Source organism: Micromonospora sp. NPDC047521, from assembly GCF_055587305.1.
In genome coordinates, this window is the sequence record NZ_JBVJGN010000002.1 from 186,878 (window position 1) to 203,132 (window position 16,255).

General features: G+C 70.5%; 12 protein-coding genes. 2 read left to right on the forward strand and 10 right to left on the reverse strand.

The genetic code is table 11. The features are described 5' to 3' along the window. The first annotated feature begins 6 nt into the window (after positions 1-6). Positions 7-2,121: a PhoX family protein gene (locus ACZ6N8_RS04720; protein WP_466007548.1), complete on the forward strand. Its 2,115-nt coding sequence runs from the start codon at positions 7-9 to the stop codon at positions 2,119-2,121. A gap of 81 nt (positions 2,122-2,202) precedes the next feature. On the opposite strand, the gene ACZ6N8_RS04725 is transcribed toward ACZ6N8_RS04720, so the two are convergent. Continuing rightward, positions 2,203-2,985, reverse strand: coding sequence for an IclR family transcriptional regulator (locus ACZ6N8_RS04725; RefSeq protein WP_387116339.1), 783 nt, complete (start codon positions 2,983-2,985; stop codon positions 2,203-2,205). A gap of 154 nt (positions 2,986-3,139) precedes the next feature. On the opposite strand from ACZ6N8_RS04725, the gene ACZ6N8_RS04730 reads away from it, so the two are divergent. Next, complete coding sequence (locus tag ACZ6N8_RS04730) at positions 3,140-4,357, forward strand: MFS transporter (RefSeq protein WP_466007551.1); 1,218 nt, start codon at positions 3,140-3,142, stop codon at positions 4,355-4,357. On the opposite strand, the gene ACZ6N8_RS04735 is transcribed toward ACZ6N8_RS04730, so the two are convergent. From ACZ6N8_RS04735 to ACZ6N8_RS04775, 9 genes are all read right to left on the reverse strand, one after another. Continuing rightward, the gene (locus ACZ6N8_RS04735) at positions 4,333-5,418 is read right to left on the reverse strand and encodes a polyprenyl synthetase family protein (RefSeq protein WP_466007552.1); all 1,086 of its coding nucleotides are present in this window, start codon (positions 5,416-5,418) and stop codon (positions 4,333-4,335) included. The genes ACZ6N8_RS04730 and ACZ6N8_RS04735 overlap by 25 nt on opposite strands. An 89-nt stretch (positions 5,419-5,507) precedes the next feature. Next, complete coding sequence (nuoN, locus tag ACZ6N8_RS04740) at positions 5,508-7,061, reverse strand: NADH-quinone oxidoreductase subunit NuoN (RefSeq protein WP_466007554.1); 1,554 nt, start codon at positions 7,059-7,061, stop codon at positions 5,508-5,510. Beyond that, positions 7,058-8,593, reverse strand: coding sequence for an NADH-quinone oxidoreductase subunit M (locus tag ACZ6N8_RS04745; RefSeq protein WP_364369203.1), 1,536 nt, complete (start codon positions 8,591-8,593; stop codon positions 7,058-7,060). The genes nuoN and ACZ6N8_RS04745 overlap by 4 nt, the downstream gene beginning before the upstream one ends. Positions 8,594-8,657: 64 nt before the next feature. Continuing rightward, entirely contained in the window at positions 8,658-10,583 is a 1,926-nt protein-coding gene (gene nuoL / locus ACZ6N8_RS04750; RefSeq protein ID WP_466007556.1) for an NADH-quinone oxidoreductase subunit L, read from the reverse strand. Between the two features lie 11 nt (positions 10,584-10,594). After that, a complete protein-coding gene (gene nuoK / locus ACZ6N8_RS04755) occupies positions 10,595-10,894 on the reverse strand; it encodes an NADH-quinone oxidoreductase subunit NuoK (RefSeq protein WP_030486270.1) in 300 nt (99 codons plus the stop codon). A gap of 58 nt (positions 10,895-10,952) precedes the next feature. Continuing rightward, positions 10,953-11,723 (reverse strand): NADH-quinone oxidoreductase subunit J, encoded by a 771-nt coding sequence (locus ACZ6N8_RS04760; protein ID WP_364369210.1) that lies wholly within the window; start codon positions 11,721-11,723, stop codon positions 10,953-10,955. After that, positions 11,720-12,361, reverse strand: coding sequence for an NADH-quinone oxidoreductase subunit NuoI (nuoI, locus tag ACZ6N8_RS04765; RefSeq protein WP_007454597.1), 642 nt, complete (start codon positions 12,359-12,361; stop codon positions 11,720-11,722). The genes ACZ6N8_RS04760 and nuoI overlap by 4 nt, the downstream gene beginning before the upstream one ends. Before the next feature lies 1 nt (position 12,362). Further along, a complete protein-coding gene (nuoH, locus tag ACZ6N8_RS04770) occupies positions 12,363-13,715 on the reverse strand; it encodes an NADH-quinone oxidoreductase subunit NuoH (RefSeq protein ID WP_466007559.1) in 1,353 nt (450 codons plus the stop codon). Further along, positions 13,712-16,219, reverse strand: a complete 2,508-nt coding sequence (locus ACZ6N8_RS04775; RefSeq protein ID WP_466007561.1) for an NADH-quinone oxidoreductase subunit G — start codon at positions 16,217-16,219, stop codon at positions 13,712-13,714. Before ACZ6N8_RS04775 ends, nuoH begins: the two co-directional genes overlap by 4 nt. Positions 16,220-16,255 lie beyond the last annotated feature (36 nt).

The following is a 16,255-nucleotide window of genomic DNA, read 5'->3' on the forward strand; positions in this document are numbered from 1 at the left end:
TCTCCCATGAGCGACCGCCCCCGGCTGCTTCCCCTGTTGACCGGCACCCGCCACGGCACCCGCGACGCCATGACCTGCCTGTACCGGTGCGGAAACGCCTGCGACCACCCGGTGCCGAACACCTCCGACAACGCGTACTTCGGGGACGTGGTGAACACGGAGGTCTCGCGGCGCGGCGTGGTCCGTGCCGGTGCGGTAGGCGCGCTTGTCCTCGGCTTCGGGGGCGCGGCGGCCGGCGCGGCCCCCGCCGTGGCGGCTCCCACCACGCCGGACGTCCCGGACGCCTTCGGCTTCGGCCGGCCGAGCACCGGTGTGGGCAACGGCGCGCTGACGTTCAAGCCGATCCCGCCGAACAGGTTGGACAGCCTGGTCGTACCGAACGGCTACGACCACGCCGTGGTGATCAGGTGGGGTGACCCGGTGCTGCCCGGCGCTCCGGCGTTCGACGTGCACCACCAGAGCGCCGCCGCCCAGTCCCGGCAGTTCGGCTACAACAACGACTTCGTGGGCGTGCTGCCGCTGGACAAGCAGGGCAGGCGGGCGCTGCTCGTGGTCAACCACGAGTACACGAACGAGGACCTGATGTTCCCGGGCTTCCCGGGCCTCGACGGGCTGTCCGTGGAGCAGCTGCGCACCGCCATGGCGGCGCACGGCATGTCGGTGGTGGAGGTGGAGCGGGTCGGCGGCACCGGGCAGTGGAAGCCGGTCGACAGCGGTCGCCGGCCGTACAACCGGCGGGTCACGGCGCTGGGAACCAGGTTCGACCTGACCGGTCCGGCCGCCGGCTCCGTGTGGCTCAAGACCGCCGCCGACCCCAGGGGTCGTACTGTCGTCGGGACGCTCAACAACTGCGCGGGGGGCGTGACCCCGTGGGGGACGGTGCTCTCCGGGGAGGAGAACTTCAACCAGTACTTCGTCGGCGCCGACGCCGCGCCCGCCGAGCTGAAGCCGAAGCTGGACCGGTACGGCATCAGCACCGCGAGCCGCTACCCCAGCGGCAGCCGCAGGTGGGAGCGGGCGGACGAGCGCTTCGACCTGGCCCGGCACCCCAACGAGGCGCACCGCTTCGGGTGGATCGTCGAGATCGACCCGTTCGACCCGGAGAGCCGCCCCCGCAAGCACACCGCGATGGGCCGGTTCAAGCACGAGGGCGCGAACGTGATCGTCGCCCGGGACGGGCACGTGGTCGCGTACATGGGCGACGACGAGCGGTTCGACTACCTGTACAAGTTCGTCTCGGACAAGAAGTTCCTGAAGGGCAACTCCTGGGCGGCCCGGCAGCACAACCTGACACTGCTGGAGTCCGGCACGCTCTACGTGGCGCAGCTGGAGCAGACCAGCGCCGGCGAGATCGACGGCTCGGGCGCGCTGCCCGGCGACGGCGCGTTCAACGGCCGGGGCCGCTGGATCAAGCTGGTCAGCGGCAACCGGTCGTTCGTCGACGGGATGACCGCCGCCGACGTGCTCACCTTCACCCGGCTCGCTGGCGACAAGGTCGGCGCGACCAAGATGGACCGCCCCGAGGACGTCGAGCCGAGCCACCTCACCGGCAAGGTGTACGTGGCGCTCACCAACAACACCGACCGCGGCAAGGCCGGCAAGGCCGCTGCCGACGAGGCCAACCCGCGCAACGCCAACAAGCACGGGCAGATCCTCGAGCTGGTCGAGGACCGCAACGACAACACGGCGGAGACGTTCGCCTGGTCGCTGCCGATCGTCTGCGGCGACCCGACCGACCCGTCGACGTTCTTCGCCGGGTACGACAAGACGAGGGTCTCCCCGATCTCCTGCCCGGACAACGTCGCCTTCGACGCCACGGGCAACCTGTGGATCTCCACCGACGGCAACGCGTTGGGCAGCAACGACGGTCTGTTCGCGACAGCCGTGGAGGGCCCGGAGCGAGGTCACCTCAAGCAGTTCCTGACCGTGCCGATCGGTGCGGAGACCTGCGGCCCGTTCATCACCGGCGACAACCGCTCGGTGTTCGTGGCCGTACAGCACCCGGGTGAGATCACCGGCGCCTCGGTGGAGAACCCGGCGTCGAACTGGCCGGACGGCGACTACGCCAAGCCGGGCGTGGTGGTCACGTGGCGCCTCGACGGCGGCCCGGTGGGCAGCTGACGTTGCTCAGGCGGTCCGGCCCTGGACCGCCCCGAGGGGCTCTCTCCCCGCCCGGGAGGGGGCCCCTCGGCGTCGTACGGGTCAGTGGTCGGCGGCGATGCCGTCGGCGACGCTGCGGGCCACCGTGAGCAGCTTGGCGCGTACCACCCGGGCCGACGTCATCATCTCGCTGGCCGGCAACGCGCACGCCAGCACCACGCGGCGTTCCATGTCCTTGTCCGGCGCGACGAGCACCGCCGCGCACGCCACACCCTGACGGAACTGCCCCAGCTCCAGCTGCATCCCCCGCCGGTCGCCGGCGGCCAGGTCGGCCTCGAACGTCTCGTTACTCGTCAGGGTGGCGTTCGTGAACGGCCGCATGCCGTACTCCCGCAGGTAGCGGAAGCGCTGGTCGGCGGTGAGGGTGGCGAGCAGCGCCTTGCCGAGGGCCGTGGCGTGTGCCCCCTCGTCGAACCCGGGGACCAGGTCCTCCAGGTAGGGCGACCGGTGCCCCTCGGCGACCGCCGTGATGGCCACCTGACCGCCGACGAAACGGCCCAGGTAGTGGCTGTAGCCGGTGTCCAGGGCTGCGCGGCGCAGCGCCTCACCGACCGCCGGTGGCCCCCGGAACGCGGTCACCAGCTCGCGGTAGCGGTCGGCCACCTCCAACCCCACGATGTACGTGCCGTCCTCGCGACGGATCACGTAGCCCTCGTACGCCAGGGTGCGCACCAGGTGGTAGGTGGTGGCAACGGTCAGCTCGCACCGCCGTGCGATCTGCTTGACGGTCAGGCCCTTCGGGGCGCGACCGACCGACTCCAGCACCCGCAGGGCTCTGGAGACGCTGCGGATCAGGTCCGAAGGTTCTGCCAAGGGGTCGCGCACAACCACCTCCGCCGCCGGGGACTTACACCATATGAAATACAGGCCCGGTGCGAAATGCCTGTTCGGGTCGAGGATGCCAGATCACCATCCACACGTTGTGCCCTGACGGTCACGAGGAGTGCTTTGAACACCTCTCGCGTAGGTTTGCCGGACGATGAACGACACAGTCCTCACCCCGACCTCCGCCCGCCCGCGACCCGTCCGGGCGAGCACCGGTGCCGTCGCCACGACAGTGGCCTGCGTGCTGCCCGTCTTCCTGCTCGGCGGCCTCGCCGTGCAGATGGGTGCCGACGTCGGCTTCTCCCCTGCCGGCCTGGGCGTGGCAGTGGCCGTCTACTTCGGTGTCAGCGCCCTCGCGTCGGTGCCCTCGGGTCGGCTGGTCGAACGGTACGGACCGGCGGTGGTGGCCCGCTGCGGCATCCTGCTGGCCGCCGGCTCGATGCTGGCCGTGGCGGCTCTCGCCCGGTCGTACCCGGTGCTTGTGGGGTTGCTGGCACTCAGCGCCGCCGCGAACGCCCTCGGCCAGCTGGCCAGCAACGCGGCCCTCGCCCAGCACGTCCCGGCCCGCCGGCAGGGCCTGTCGTTCGGCGTCAAGCAGGCGGCCATCCCGGTCTCCACACTGCTGGCCGGCGCGGCGGTGCCCACCGTCGCGCTGACCGCCGGCTGGCGCTGGGCGTTCGTGGTCGCCGCCGGTGCGGCACTGACGACGCTGCCGCTCGTACCCCGGCAGGAGCCCGGCCCCGCCCGCGGGGCCGGCGGCGGGCGCACCGGCCGGGCCACCGGGGCGCTGGTGGTCGTCGGCGCGGCGGCCACGCTGGCCGCCGCCGCCGCCAACGCGCTCGGCACGTTCCTGGTGGACTCCGCCGCCGCCCGAGGTCTGTCCCCGGGCCTGGCCGGCCTCACCCTGACCCTGGGCAGCGCCGTCTGCGTGGTGGCCCGGGTGGGCGCCGGGTGGCTGGCCGACCGCCGCGCCAGCGGCCACGTGGCGCTGATCGCCGCGATGCTTGTGGTCGGCGCGGTAGGTCTGGGACTGCTCGCGCTGACCGGCGCGGTGCCGCTGGTCGCGGGCGTGGTGCTCGGCTTCGGCCTCGGCTGGGCGTGGCCCGGACTGATGAACTTCGCGGTGGTACGGCTACACCCGCAGGCGCCGGCCACCGCCACGTCGATCACCCAGACCGGTGTGTACGCGGGCGGCTGCCTCGGTCCGCTGACCCTCGGCCCGCTCGCCGCCCACCTCGGCTACCCGACGATGTGGTCCACGGCGGCGGTGTCCATGCTGCTCGCCGCCGCCCTCATGCTCGTCGGCAGTCGGCTGCTGACCGCCGCCGGAAACGACCGGAGCGAGGATCAGCTGGTGCGGTCGGCGATGTAGTCGCAGAGCGATTCGAGGGCACGACGCGACGGGCCGGCCGGAAGCGGGGCCAGGCGGGCGCGGGCGTCCTCGGCGTAGCTGCGTACGGTCTCCCGTGCCCGCTTGAGCGCCGGGCTCTCCCGGAGCAGACCCAACGCCTCCGCGTGCAGGGCGTCGTCGGTGAGCGGGCCGGTCGCCAGGATCTCCCGCAGACGCACCGAGGAGGCGTCGGAGTCGTCAGCCGCACGGGCGTACAGCACCGGAAGCGTCGGAACGCCCTCCCGCAGGTCCGTCCCGGGAGTCTTGCCGGACTGCACCGACTCGGACGCGATGTCCAGCAGGTCGTCGGTGAGCTGGAACGCGACGCCTATCGTCTCGCCGTAGCCGGCGAGGGCCTCGACCTGCTCGGCGGGGGCACCACCGAACATGCCGCCGAACCGCACCGACGTGGCGATCAGCGAGCCGGTCTTCTCGGCGATGACGCTCAGGTAGTGCGCGACCGGGTCGTCCCCGGGGCGCGGGCCCACCGTCTCCGCGATCTGACCGTGCACCAGGCGGGCGAAGGTGCGCGCCTGCAACCGGACCGCCTCGGGGCCCAGATCGGCCGCGATGTCCGCCGCGCGGGCGAAGAGATAGTCGCCGACCAGGATGGCCACCGAGTTGGTCCAGCGGGAGTTCGCACTCGGCGCACCCCGGCGGACGGCCGCCTCGTCCATCACGTCGTCGTGGTAGAGCGTCGCCAGGTGCGTGAGTTCCATCACCACGGCGGCCGGTACGACCTGCGGGCCGCTCGGATCGCCGAACTGGGCGCCCAGCGCCACCAGCAGGGGGCGGAACCGCTTCCCGCCGGCCTCCAGCAGATGCCGGGCGGCCTCCTCGACGAAGGGGTCCGCGCTCGCCACACTGGCGCGCAGCTCGACCTCCACCGCGTCGAGCAGACCCAGCACGGACGCCTCGACGCGGGGATCGGCGAGATGGAGGCCGAGCGCGCCGAACTGACTCGTACTCGCCCGACCCCGACGACCGCCGGAGCCCGGGGCACCTGAACGCTCGCCAGCCGGATTCACCACGCCATCAACCATGCCACACCCGTTCTACCTGCTCCGGGTTGGGGATAGCACCGGAGGCCGGCACGCGCACGCGTACCGGCCTCCGATCGTCGAGACTCGCGTCATCGTACGAATTCGGCAGCTCCGGCGGCCAGATCGAGCAGCGGCGCCGGGGCGACACCGAGCACCAGGGTCGCCAGTACGCCGATCATCAGCGCGGCGGAGGTGAGCCCACCGGGCACGGTGACGGTCGGGGTGGACTCGCCCGGCTCGGACAGCCACATCATCACCACGACCCGCAGGTACGGGAACGCCAGCACCATGCTGGTCAGCACGCCGGCGATCACCAGCCAGGCCTGCCCCTCCTCCAGAGCCGGCCCGAAGATCGCGAACTTGCTGGTGAAGCCGCTGGTCAGCGGGATACCCGCGAAGGCCAGCAGGATGAACGTGAACAGCGCGGCGAAGAACGGCGACCGCCGGCCCAGCCCGGCCCACCGGGACAGGTGGGTGGCCTCCCCGTCCGCGTCACGCACGAGCGTCACCACGGCGAACGCGGCAAGCACCGAGAACCCGTAGGCGACCAGGTAGAACATCGTGCCGGACAGCCCGTCCTTGCTCGGCGCCAGCACACCGACCAGCAGATAGCCGGCGTTGGCGATCGAGGAGTACGCGAGCAGCCGCTTGATGTCGGTCTGGGTGACCGCGAGCACCGCGCCGACCAGCATGGTCAGCACCGCGACCGCGCCGAGCACCGGCGTGAAGTCCCAGCTGGCGTCGACGAACGCGACGTGGAAGACACGCAGCAGCGCACCGAACGCGGCGACCTTCGTGCAGGCAGCCATGAAGCCGGTGACCGGGGTCGGCGCGCCCTGGTAGACGTCGGGCGTCCACACGTGGAACGGGGCCGCCGCCGCCTTGAAGAGCAGACCGATGGCGAGCAGCGCCATGCCGGCGAAGAGCAGCACCGGGCTGGCCGGCGACTCGGTCACCGCCGCGTTGATGGTGGCGAAGTCGACGCCCGCCGTCCGACCCGGCATCCCGGCGGTGAACCCGTAGATCAGGGCCACCCCGAACAGGAAGAACGCCGAGGCGTACGCGCCGAGCAGGAAGTACTTCATCGCCGCCTCCTGGCTCAGCAGACGCCGGCGACGGGCCAGCGCGCAGAGCAGGTACAGCGGCAGGGAGAAGACCTCCAGGGCAATGAACATGGTCAGCAGGTCGTTCGCCGCCACGAAGATCAGCATGCCGCCGATCGCGAACGTCGTGAGCGGGTACACCTCGGTGAGCCCGTTGCGCCCCTCGGCCTGCCGCCTGTCGTCGGTCGACTCGGCGGTCACGGCCGCCTGGGCGACGAACGCGCCACCCCGCTCCACCGAGCGGTCACCGATCAGCAGCAGCGCCATCGCGGCCAGCACGAGGATCGCGCCTTGGAGGAAGAGCGTCGGCCCGTCCACCGCGAGCGCCTGACCAGCGGTGATGATCCGGTCGTCGGCGTTGAAGACCACCATGGTCAGCGCGGCGAGCACCGCCAGCAGGGCCAGCGTCAGCTGCACCACGTGCCGCGAACGCCGGGGAACGAAGGCCTCGACAAGCACACCGAGCAACGCGGTGCCCAGCATGATCAGGATCGGGGCGAGCGCCGCGTAGTCAAGCGACGGCAGTTTCAACTCGGTCACTTTGCCGCCTCCTGGACGGTGCCGCCCACGGACGGTGCCGGGTCGGTTCTGCCGATGTCGTCCATGGTCGCCTGGACGGCAGGGTTGATCACGTCAGTGACCGGCTTGGGATAGAAGCCGAGCAGCACGATCAGCGCGATAAGTGGGGCGACCACGAACTTCTCGCGCAGGTTGAGGTCCTTGCGCATCCCGTCGACCTCGGTGAGAGCCGGGTTGAGCGTGCCCTGCGTGGTGCGCTGCACCATCCACAGCACGTACGCCGCGGCCAGGATGATGCCGAGCGTCGCGATGACCGCGACAGGCTTGTTCACGGTGAACGTGCCGATCAGCACCAGGAACTCGGAGATGAACGGCGCGGTGCCGGGAAGCGCGAGCGAGGCGAGACCGGCGAAGAACAGCACCCCGGCGAGCACCGGGACCAGCTTGCCCGCCCCACCGAAGTCGCTGATCAGCGCCGAACCCCGCCTGGCGATAAGCATGCCCACCACCAGGAAGAGCAGCCCGGTGGCCAGGCCGTGGTTGAGCATGTAGAGCACCGCGCCCGTGCCTGCCTGCGTGGTGAACGCGAAGATGCCCACCCCGATGAAACCGAAGTGCGCGATCGAGGTGTACGACACCAGCCGCTTGAGGTCGTTCTGGCCGACCGCCAGCAGCGCGGCGTAGATGATGCCGATCACGCCAAGCGCCAGCGCCCACGGCGCGAACCACTTCGACGCCTCGGGGAACAGCGGCAGGCAGTAGCGCAGGATGCCGAACGTGCCCACCTTGTCCAGTACGCCGACCAGCAGAGCAGCGGCACCCGCCGGTGCGGCGCCACCGGCGTCCGGCAGCCAGGTGTGGAACGGGAAGAACGGCGCCTTGATGGCGAACGCGAGGAAGAACCCGAGGAACAGCCAACGCTCGGTGCCGGTGCTGATGTCGACCTGCGACAGCGCCTGCCAGTCGAACGTCTTCCCGCCGACCACCCACAGGCCGATCACCGCGGCCAGCATGAACAGACCGCCGACAAGCGAGTAGAGGAAGAACTTCACCGCCGCGTACTGCCGCTGGTGGCCGCCGTAGCTTCCGATGAGGAAGTACATCGGGACCAGCATGACCTCGAAGAACACGTAGAACAGGAACACGTCGGCGGCCGCGAAGACGCCGATCATCGTGCATTCGAGGACCAGCAGCAGCGCGAAGTAGACAGGCACCGACCGCTTCGACGACTCCGCGTCGTGCCAGGACGCCAGGATCACCAGCGGCACCAGCACCGCGATCAGCATCAGCATCACAAGCGCGATGCCGTCGGCGGCGAAGGTGAAGCTGACACCCCAGTTCGGGATCCACGAGTACGACTCGCGGAACTGGAACCGGTCACCGCCGGCGTTGAAGCTGACCCACATCACCACCGACAGCACAAGCACCAGCAGCGACCAGGCGAACGCCACCTGCTTGGCCAGCTCCGGCCGGTGACGCGGCAGGAAGGCCACCACCAGGGCGCCCACCAGCGGCGCCACGGTGAGCACCGAGAGGAACGGGAAGTTGGACATTATGCGGCCTTACCTCCGTCGTGGATGCGTAGTCCGCCGGCGGGGGCGGCCGGGCAGAGGTCGATCACGCCAACCACCCCGCCTGCACCGCCAGGAACGCGGCCATCACCAGCAGCGCGCCGGCCAGGATCGAGGTGGCGTACGAGCGGACGAAGCCGGTCTGCATCCGCCGGAGCCGGCCCGATCCACCGCCGACCGCGGCGGCGAGCCCGTTGACCAACCCGTCGATGCCCCGGTTGTCGAGGAAGACAAGTGCCCTGGTGAGGAAGATGCCCGGCTTCTCGAAGACCGCTTCGTTGACCGCGTCGGTGTAGAGGTTGCGTCGGGCGGCGGTGACCAGCACCCCGGCCGGCTGCGGCGCGGTGGCCGTACCGGCTCGGAACAGGAACCAGGCGAGCCCGGCGCCGAGCACGGTGACCAGCAGCGACAGCGTGGTGATCACGGCGTGCGAGAGGACCGCCTCGTGCTCCGCGTGCTCGCTGCCCAGCCCGGCGGTCGCCGTCAGCCAGTCCGGAACGGACGTGGAGAGCAGGAAACCGGCGCCCACCGAGCCGACCGCCAGCAGGATCAGCGGGATGGTCATCAGCTTCGGCGACTCGTGCGGGTGCTCGATGTCCTCGGTCCACCGCTTCGGGCCGTGGAAGGTGAGCACGAACAGCCGCGTCATGTAGAACGCGGTCAGCCCGGCCCCGAGCAGCGCCGCGCCGCCGAAGAGCCACGCGGTCCAGTCGTCCCGCTCGAAGGCGGCCACGATGATCGGCTCCTTGGAGAAGAAGCCGGAGAACGGGAACATGCCGATGATGGCCAGCCAGCCCATCATGAAGGTCAACCAGGTGACCTTCATGTACTTCGACAGCCCACCGAACCGGCGGATGTCCACCTGGTCCTTCATCCCGTGCATGACCGAGCCGGCGCCCAGGAACATGTTGGCCTTGAAGAAACCGTGCGCCAGCAGGTGGACGATGGCCAGCGCGTACGCCCCACCGCCCAGACCGACGCCGAGGAACATGTAGCCGATCTGGCTCACCGTCGACCAGGCGAGCACCCGCTTGATGTCGTCCTTGGCCGCGCCGATGATGCAGCCCATCAGCAGGGTGAGCGCGCCGACGCTGACCACCACGAGCTGGAGCGTCGAGTTCGCGGAGAAGATCGGGTTGGAGCGGGCGATCAGGTAGACGCCCGCCGTGACCATGGTCGCGGCGTGGATGAGCGCCGACACCGGGGTCGGGCCCTCCATGGCGTCCGGCAGCCACGCCTGGAGCGGGAACTGGCCGGACTTGCCTGCCGCGCCGAGCAGCAGCAGCAGGCCGAGCACCAGCACCGTGGTTGCGGTCAGCCCGCCGACGCCGGTGAACACCTCGTCGTACTGGGTGGTGCCAAGCGTGGCGAACATGATGAAGATGCCGACGGCCAGACCGGCGTCGCCGACCCGGTTCATCAGGAACGCCTTCTTACCGGCGGTGGCCGCGCTCGGCCGTCCGTACCAGAAGGAGATCAGCAGGTACGACGCCAGACCGACGCCCTCCCAGCCGAAGTACAGCATCACGTAGTTGTTGCCGAGCACCAGCAGCAGCATGGCCGCCACGAACAGGTTGAAGTACGCGAAGAACCGGCGGCGGCCACTGTCGTGCGCCATGTACTCCACCGCGTACAGGTGGATCAGGAAACCCACCCCGGTGATCAGCAGCACGAAGACCGCGGCGAGCGGGTCGAACAACAGGCCGAAGTCGACGCGGAGGTCACCGACCGCGATGAAGTCCCAGAGGCTCAGCTCGACCGACTTGTTCTCCAGGCCACGCAGCTGGAAGAAGAAGGCCAGGCCGAGCACGAAAGCGGCACCGATGGCGGCGACGCCCAACCAGTGCCCCCAGCGGTCGGCCCGACGGCCGAGCAGCAGCAGGATGGCCGCGCTGACCAGCGGGATCGCCACCAGCAGCCAGACGCTGCCGAGCAAGCCCGTGGCACCGGCGTACTGCACAGTCTCTTCCACTTGCTTGCCCCTTAGTACTTGAGCAGATTGGCGTCGTCGACGCTCGCGGAGCGTCGAGTACGGAAGATCGACATGATGATCGCGAGCCCGACCACGACCTCGGCCGCGGCCACCACCATCACGAAGAACGCCATGATCTGGCCGTTCAGGTCACCGTTGATCCGGCTGAAGGTGACAAGGGTCAGGTTGGCCGCGTTGAGCATCAGCTCCACGCACATGAAGAGCACGATCGCGTTGCGCCGGACGAGCACCCCGGCGGCGCCGATGGTGAACAGCACCGCGGCCAACACCAGGTAGTAGTCGGGTGTCATGACTGGGCTCGCCTTTCGTTCGCGACTGCGGGGCTCCGCTTCGCTGCACTCCTCGCGCTCACTGGTCCGTCCCCTTCAGGGTGGTCTCCTGCGCGGTCAGCTCCCGCACCGGCAGGATGTCCGGCGTGCTCCGGTCGGTGAGCCGCCCGTCCGGCAGCCGAGCCGGGGTGGCCACCGAGGAGGAGGTCGCGAAGACGCCGGGGCCCGGCTTGGGGCCGGGGTAGTTGCCCGGCGCGAAGCGGGCCTTCATGGTCGACGGCTGATCGATCTTGTCCTGCTTGCGCCGCTCGATGTGCGCGAGCACCATGGCGCCGACCGCCGCGGTGATGAGCAGCGCCGAGGTCAGCTCGAACGCGAAGACGTACTTGGTGAAGAGCAGCCGGGCGATGCCCTGCACGTTGCCCTCCGCGTTGGCCTGCTCCAGGCCGACCGCGGTGGTGCCCTCCAGCGCCCGGTAGAGCGCCCCGCCGACCAGGCCGGCGAAGCCCAGGCCGAGCACGATCGCGGCGACCCGCTGGCCGCGCAGCGTCTCGATCAGCGAGTCCGTGGAGTCCCGGCCGACAAGCATCAGCACGAACAGGAAGAGCATCATGATCGCGCCGGTGTAGACGATGATCTGCACCATGCCGATGAACGGCCCGGCCTGGAGCACGTAGAACACGCCCAGGCAGAGCATGGTGAGCACCAGCCAGAGCGCCGAGTGCACGGCGTTGCGGGCGGCCACCATCCCGATCGCGCCGATCAGGGCGAGCGGCGCGAGGATCCAGAAGGTGACCTCCTCGCCGCCGGACACCCCGCCCGCCGCGGCCAGCACCGTAGACGTGGTCATGCTCCCTCTCCCTTGCCGGCCGCCGCGCGCTGGGCGGCCTGCTCGGCACCCGGGAACGTCACACCGGGGTGCTCCTCGACCTGGTAGCGGCCGGGGCCCATCGGGGACGTCTCGGCACCGGCGGAGGTGCCCGGGTTGTCGAGCGCGCCGACGTAGTAGTCCTTCTCGCTGTCGCCCAGGCGCATCGGGTGCGGCGGCTGCTCCATGCCCTCGAGAAGCGGCGCGAGCAGCTGCTCCTTCGTGAAGATCAGGTCCTGCCGGTTGTCCCGGGCCAGCTCGTACTCGTTGCTCATCGTGAGCGAACGGGTCGGGCAGGCCTCGATGCAGAGCCCACAGAAGATGCACCGCGCGTAGTTGATCTGGTAGGTGCTGGCGTACCGCTCACCAGGCGAGAAGCGCTGCTCGTCGGTGTTGTCGCCGCCCTCGACGTAGATGGCGTCCGCCGGGCAGGCCCAGGCGCACAGCTCGCAGCCGATGCACTTCTCCAGCCCGTCCGGGTGCCGGTTGAGGATGTGCCGCCCGTGGTAGCGCGGCGCCGACACCGGCGGCTTGAACGGGTAGTCGGTCGTGACGACCTTCCTGAACATGTGCGAGAAGGTGACACCGAATCCCTTGAACGTTCCGGTGATCGCGCCCACGTCACACCTCCCTGGAGTCCGAGCCGGCGACGATGTTTGCCGGCTCCCGCTCGGCGACCACGCGCGTGATACGCGGGCTCGGTGGTACCTGTAGATCCATCGGTGGCAGCGGGAAGCTCCCGTACGGCCGGTTGTTGACCTGTTCCTGCGTGGTCGGCTTGGGCTGCGGCCGGCGGTTGGGCCAGAACAGCGTGGCGATCAGCAGCACGCCGGCCGGGATGCCGACCGCGATGAGCTTGCTGCGCGAGTCCCAGTCCTCGATGGAGCGCAGGCCCGACAGGACCAGGATCCACACCAGGTTGATCGGCAGCAGCACCTTCCAGCCGAAGCGCATGAACTGGTCGTAGCGCAGCCGGGGCAGCGTGCCGCGCAGCCACACGAACACGAAGACCAGTGCGATCACCTTGCCGAAGAACCACAGCATCGGCCACCAACCGGAGTTGGCGCCCTCCCACAGGGTGATCGGCCACGGCGCCCGCCAGCCGCCGAGGAACAGCGTGGTGGTGACCGCGGACATGGTCACCATCGCGACGTACTCGCTGAGCATGAAGAGCGCGAACTTCAGCGAGCTGTACTCGGTCATGAAGCCGGCGACCAGCTCGGACTCGGCCTCGGGCAGGTCGAACGGCGCCCGGTTGGTCTCACCCACCGTGGCGATGAAGAAGATGATGAAGCTGGGCAGCAGCAGGATCGCGTACCAGCCCGGCGCCGGGATCTCGGTGCCGAAGACGGTCAGCTGGGTGGCGTCGCCCTGAGCGGCGACGATCCCGCTGGTGCTCATCGTGCCGGCGGTCATGAAGACCGCCACGATGCTCAGCCCCATCGCGACCTCGTAGGAGATCATCTGGGCGCTGGACCGCAGACCGCCCAGGAGCGGGTACGTCGAGCCGGAGGCCCAGCCGCCCAGCACGATGCCGTAGACGCCCATCGAGGAGCAGGCCAGCAGCAGCAGCACCGCCACCGGCACGTCGGTGACCTGCAACGGCGTGTGGTGACCGGCGATGCTCACCATCGGGCCGAACGGCACCACCGACAGCGCGGTGACAGCGCAGATCACCGAGATGGTCGGCGCGAAGAAGTAGACGACCTTGTCGGCCGCCTTCGGCAGGATGTCCTCCTTGAAGGCCATCTTCAGGCCGTCGGCGAGGGTCTGCAGCAGGCCGAACGGGCCGACCTGGTTGGGGCCGGGCCGCACCTGCATGTAGCCCACCACGCGCCGCTCGAACCAGACACCGAGCAGGGTGGCCAGCAGACCGAACGCGAACGCGAAGACGATCTTGCCGAGGACCAGCCACCACGGATCCCTGCCGAAGTCGGCAAGCGTCGGGTCCTGGGCCAGGATTGACGGACTCACTGGGCACCCCCGGTGTTGAGGAGCGGACCCGGCAGACCGGTCTCGTCGGCCGCCACCCGACCGGCCGGTACGGCCGCGCTCGGTGCGGGGACGGAGATCCGGACGACCGCGCCGGACGTCGCCCCGAGGCTGCGTCGCACGGTCGAACCGGGAGAGTTGGTCGGCAACCAGACCACGCCGTCCGGCATCTCGGTGAGCTCGGCCGGCAGGGTGAGAGCGCCCCGGTCGGTACCGACGGTGACCGCGTCGCCGTCGGCCACGCCGAGCGCCTCGGCGGTTCCCTTGCCCAGCCGGACGACAGGCGGGCGGGCGGTGCCGGCGAGGTGCTCGTCGCCGTCGGTCAGGCTGCCCAGGTCGACAAGCTGGTGCCAGGTGGCCAGTACGGCCTCCCCGGCGCCCGGGTGGGGCACCGCGCCCGGCGACACCGACGGGGGAGCCGGCCGGGACGTACGGCTGGCCGGCAGCGAGCCCAGCTCCCGACGCACACTCGGCACGTCTGCGGTGCCGAGCCGCACGTCGAGCAGCGCGGCCAGCGCGTCGAGCACCCGACCGTCGGTCATCGCGGCGGTGTTCAGCACCGCCTCGAACGGACGCAGCCGGCCCTCCCAGTCCAGGAAGCTGCCGGCCTTCTCGACCACCGGCGCGACCGGCAGCACCACGTTCGCCCGCCGGGTCACCGCGCTGGCGCGCAGCTCCAGGCTGACCAGGAACGGCACCGCGTCCAGGGCGGCCTCGGCGAGCCGAGGGTCCGCCAGGTCGGCCGGGTCGACACCGCCCACCACCAGGGCGCCGAGCTGGCCGTTGGCCGCGGCCGCCAGGATCTGGTCGGTGTCCCGACCGGCCTGGCTCGGGATCACCCCGGCCGGGATGTCCCACGCCTCGCCCAGCTCGGCCCGCGCGGCCGGCTCGGTGACCAGCCGGCCACCGGGCAGCAGGTTCGGCAGGCAGCCCGCGTCGACCGCGCCACGGTCACCCGCGCGTCGCGGCACCCAGGCCAGCTTCGCGCCGGTACGCCGGGCCACGTTCGCCGCGGCGGAGAGCCCACCGGGGACGCTCGCCAGCCGCTCGCCGACGATCAGGATCGCGCCCGGGGCGCTGAGCGCCTCGGCGACCGTGGCGTGCTCGGCGAGCACGCTGGCCTCCTCGCCGGGCACCACCCGCGCCAGCTTGGCGCCGAGCTTCTCCAGGCCGCGGGTCGCGAACGGCGCCAGCGCGTACACCGTCAGGGTCTTCTTCAGGTACGCCTTGCGCAGTCGCAGGAAGAGGATGGGGCACTCTTCCTCCGGCTCCAGGCCGACGAGCACCACCGCCGGCGCGTTCTCCACGTCGGTGTAGGTCACGTCGGTGACGCCGGCTACCGAGCTGGCCAGGAAGTCGGCCTCCTCGCGGGAGACCGGTCGGGCCCGGAAGTCGATGTCGTTGGTGTTCAGTGCCACCCGGGCGAACTTCGCGTACGCGTAGGCGTCCTCGACGGTCAGTCGGCCGCCGGTGAGCACCGCCGCGCCCTGCCCACCCTCGCGGGCCGCGTGCAGCCCCTCGGCGGCCACGGTGAGCGCCTCACTCCAGGACGCCTCCCGCAGCTCACCGGTGCGCTCGTCGCGGACCAGCGGGTTGGTCAGCCGGTCGGTGGCGCGGGTGTACTGGAAGCCCCAGCGGCCCTTGTCGCAGTTCCACTCCTCGTTGACCTCCGGCTCGTCGCCGGCCAGCCGGCGCAGCACCTTGCCGCGCCGCCAGTCGGTGCGCTGCCCGCAGCCGGCGGAGCAGTGCTCGCAGACGCTCGGGCTGGACACCAGGTCGAACGGGCGGGCCCGGAAGCGGTACTGGGCGCCGGTCAGCGCACCCACCGGGCAGATCTGCACGGTGTTGCCGGAGAAGTAGGAGTTGAACGGCACATCACCGGCGTCGCCCTCCTCGCCGTACGCGTCGTCCCGGTAGATGTTGATCTCCTCGGCGGACGACCGGCCCATCAGGTCGATGAACTTGTCGCCGGCGATCTCCTCGGAGAACCGGGTGCACCGCTGGCAGAGCACGCAACGCTCGCGGTCCAGCAGCACCTGGCTGCTGATCGCCATCGGCTTCTCGTACTCCCGCTTGTGCTCGTGGAAGCGCGAGTCGGTGCGGCCGGTGGACATCGCCTGGTTCTGCAGCGGGCACTCGCCGCCCTTGTCACACATCGGGCAGTCCAGCGGGTGGTTGAGCAGCAGCAGCTCCATCACCCCCTCCTGCGCCTTCTTGGCGACCGGGGAGGTGAGCTGCGTACGCACGACCATGCCGTCGGCGACGGTCTGGGTGCAGGAGGCGACCGGCTTGCGCTGCCCCTCCACCTCGACCAGGCACTGGCGGCACGCGCCGGCCGGGGCCAGCAGCGGGTGGTCGCAGAACCGGGGGATCTCGGTGCCCATCTGCTCGGCGACCCGGATGAGCAGGGTCCCCTTGGGGGCGGTGACCTCGACGCCGTCGATGGTGAGGGTGACGGTGTCGGTCTGCTTGGCTACGTCGGTCACAGTGCTTGCCTTTCGCTCGCGACTGCGGGGCTCGCT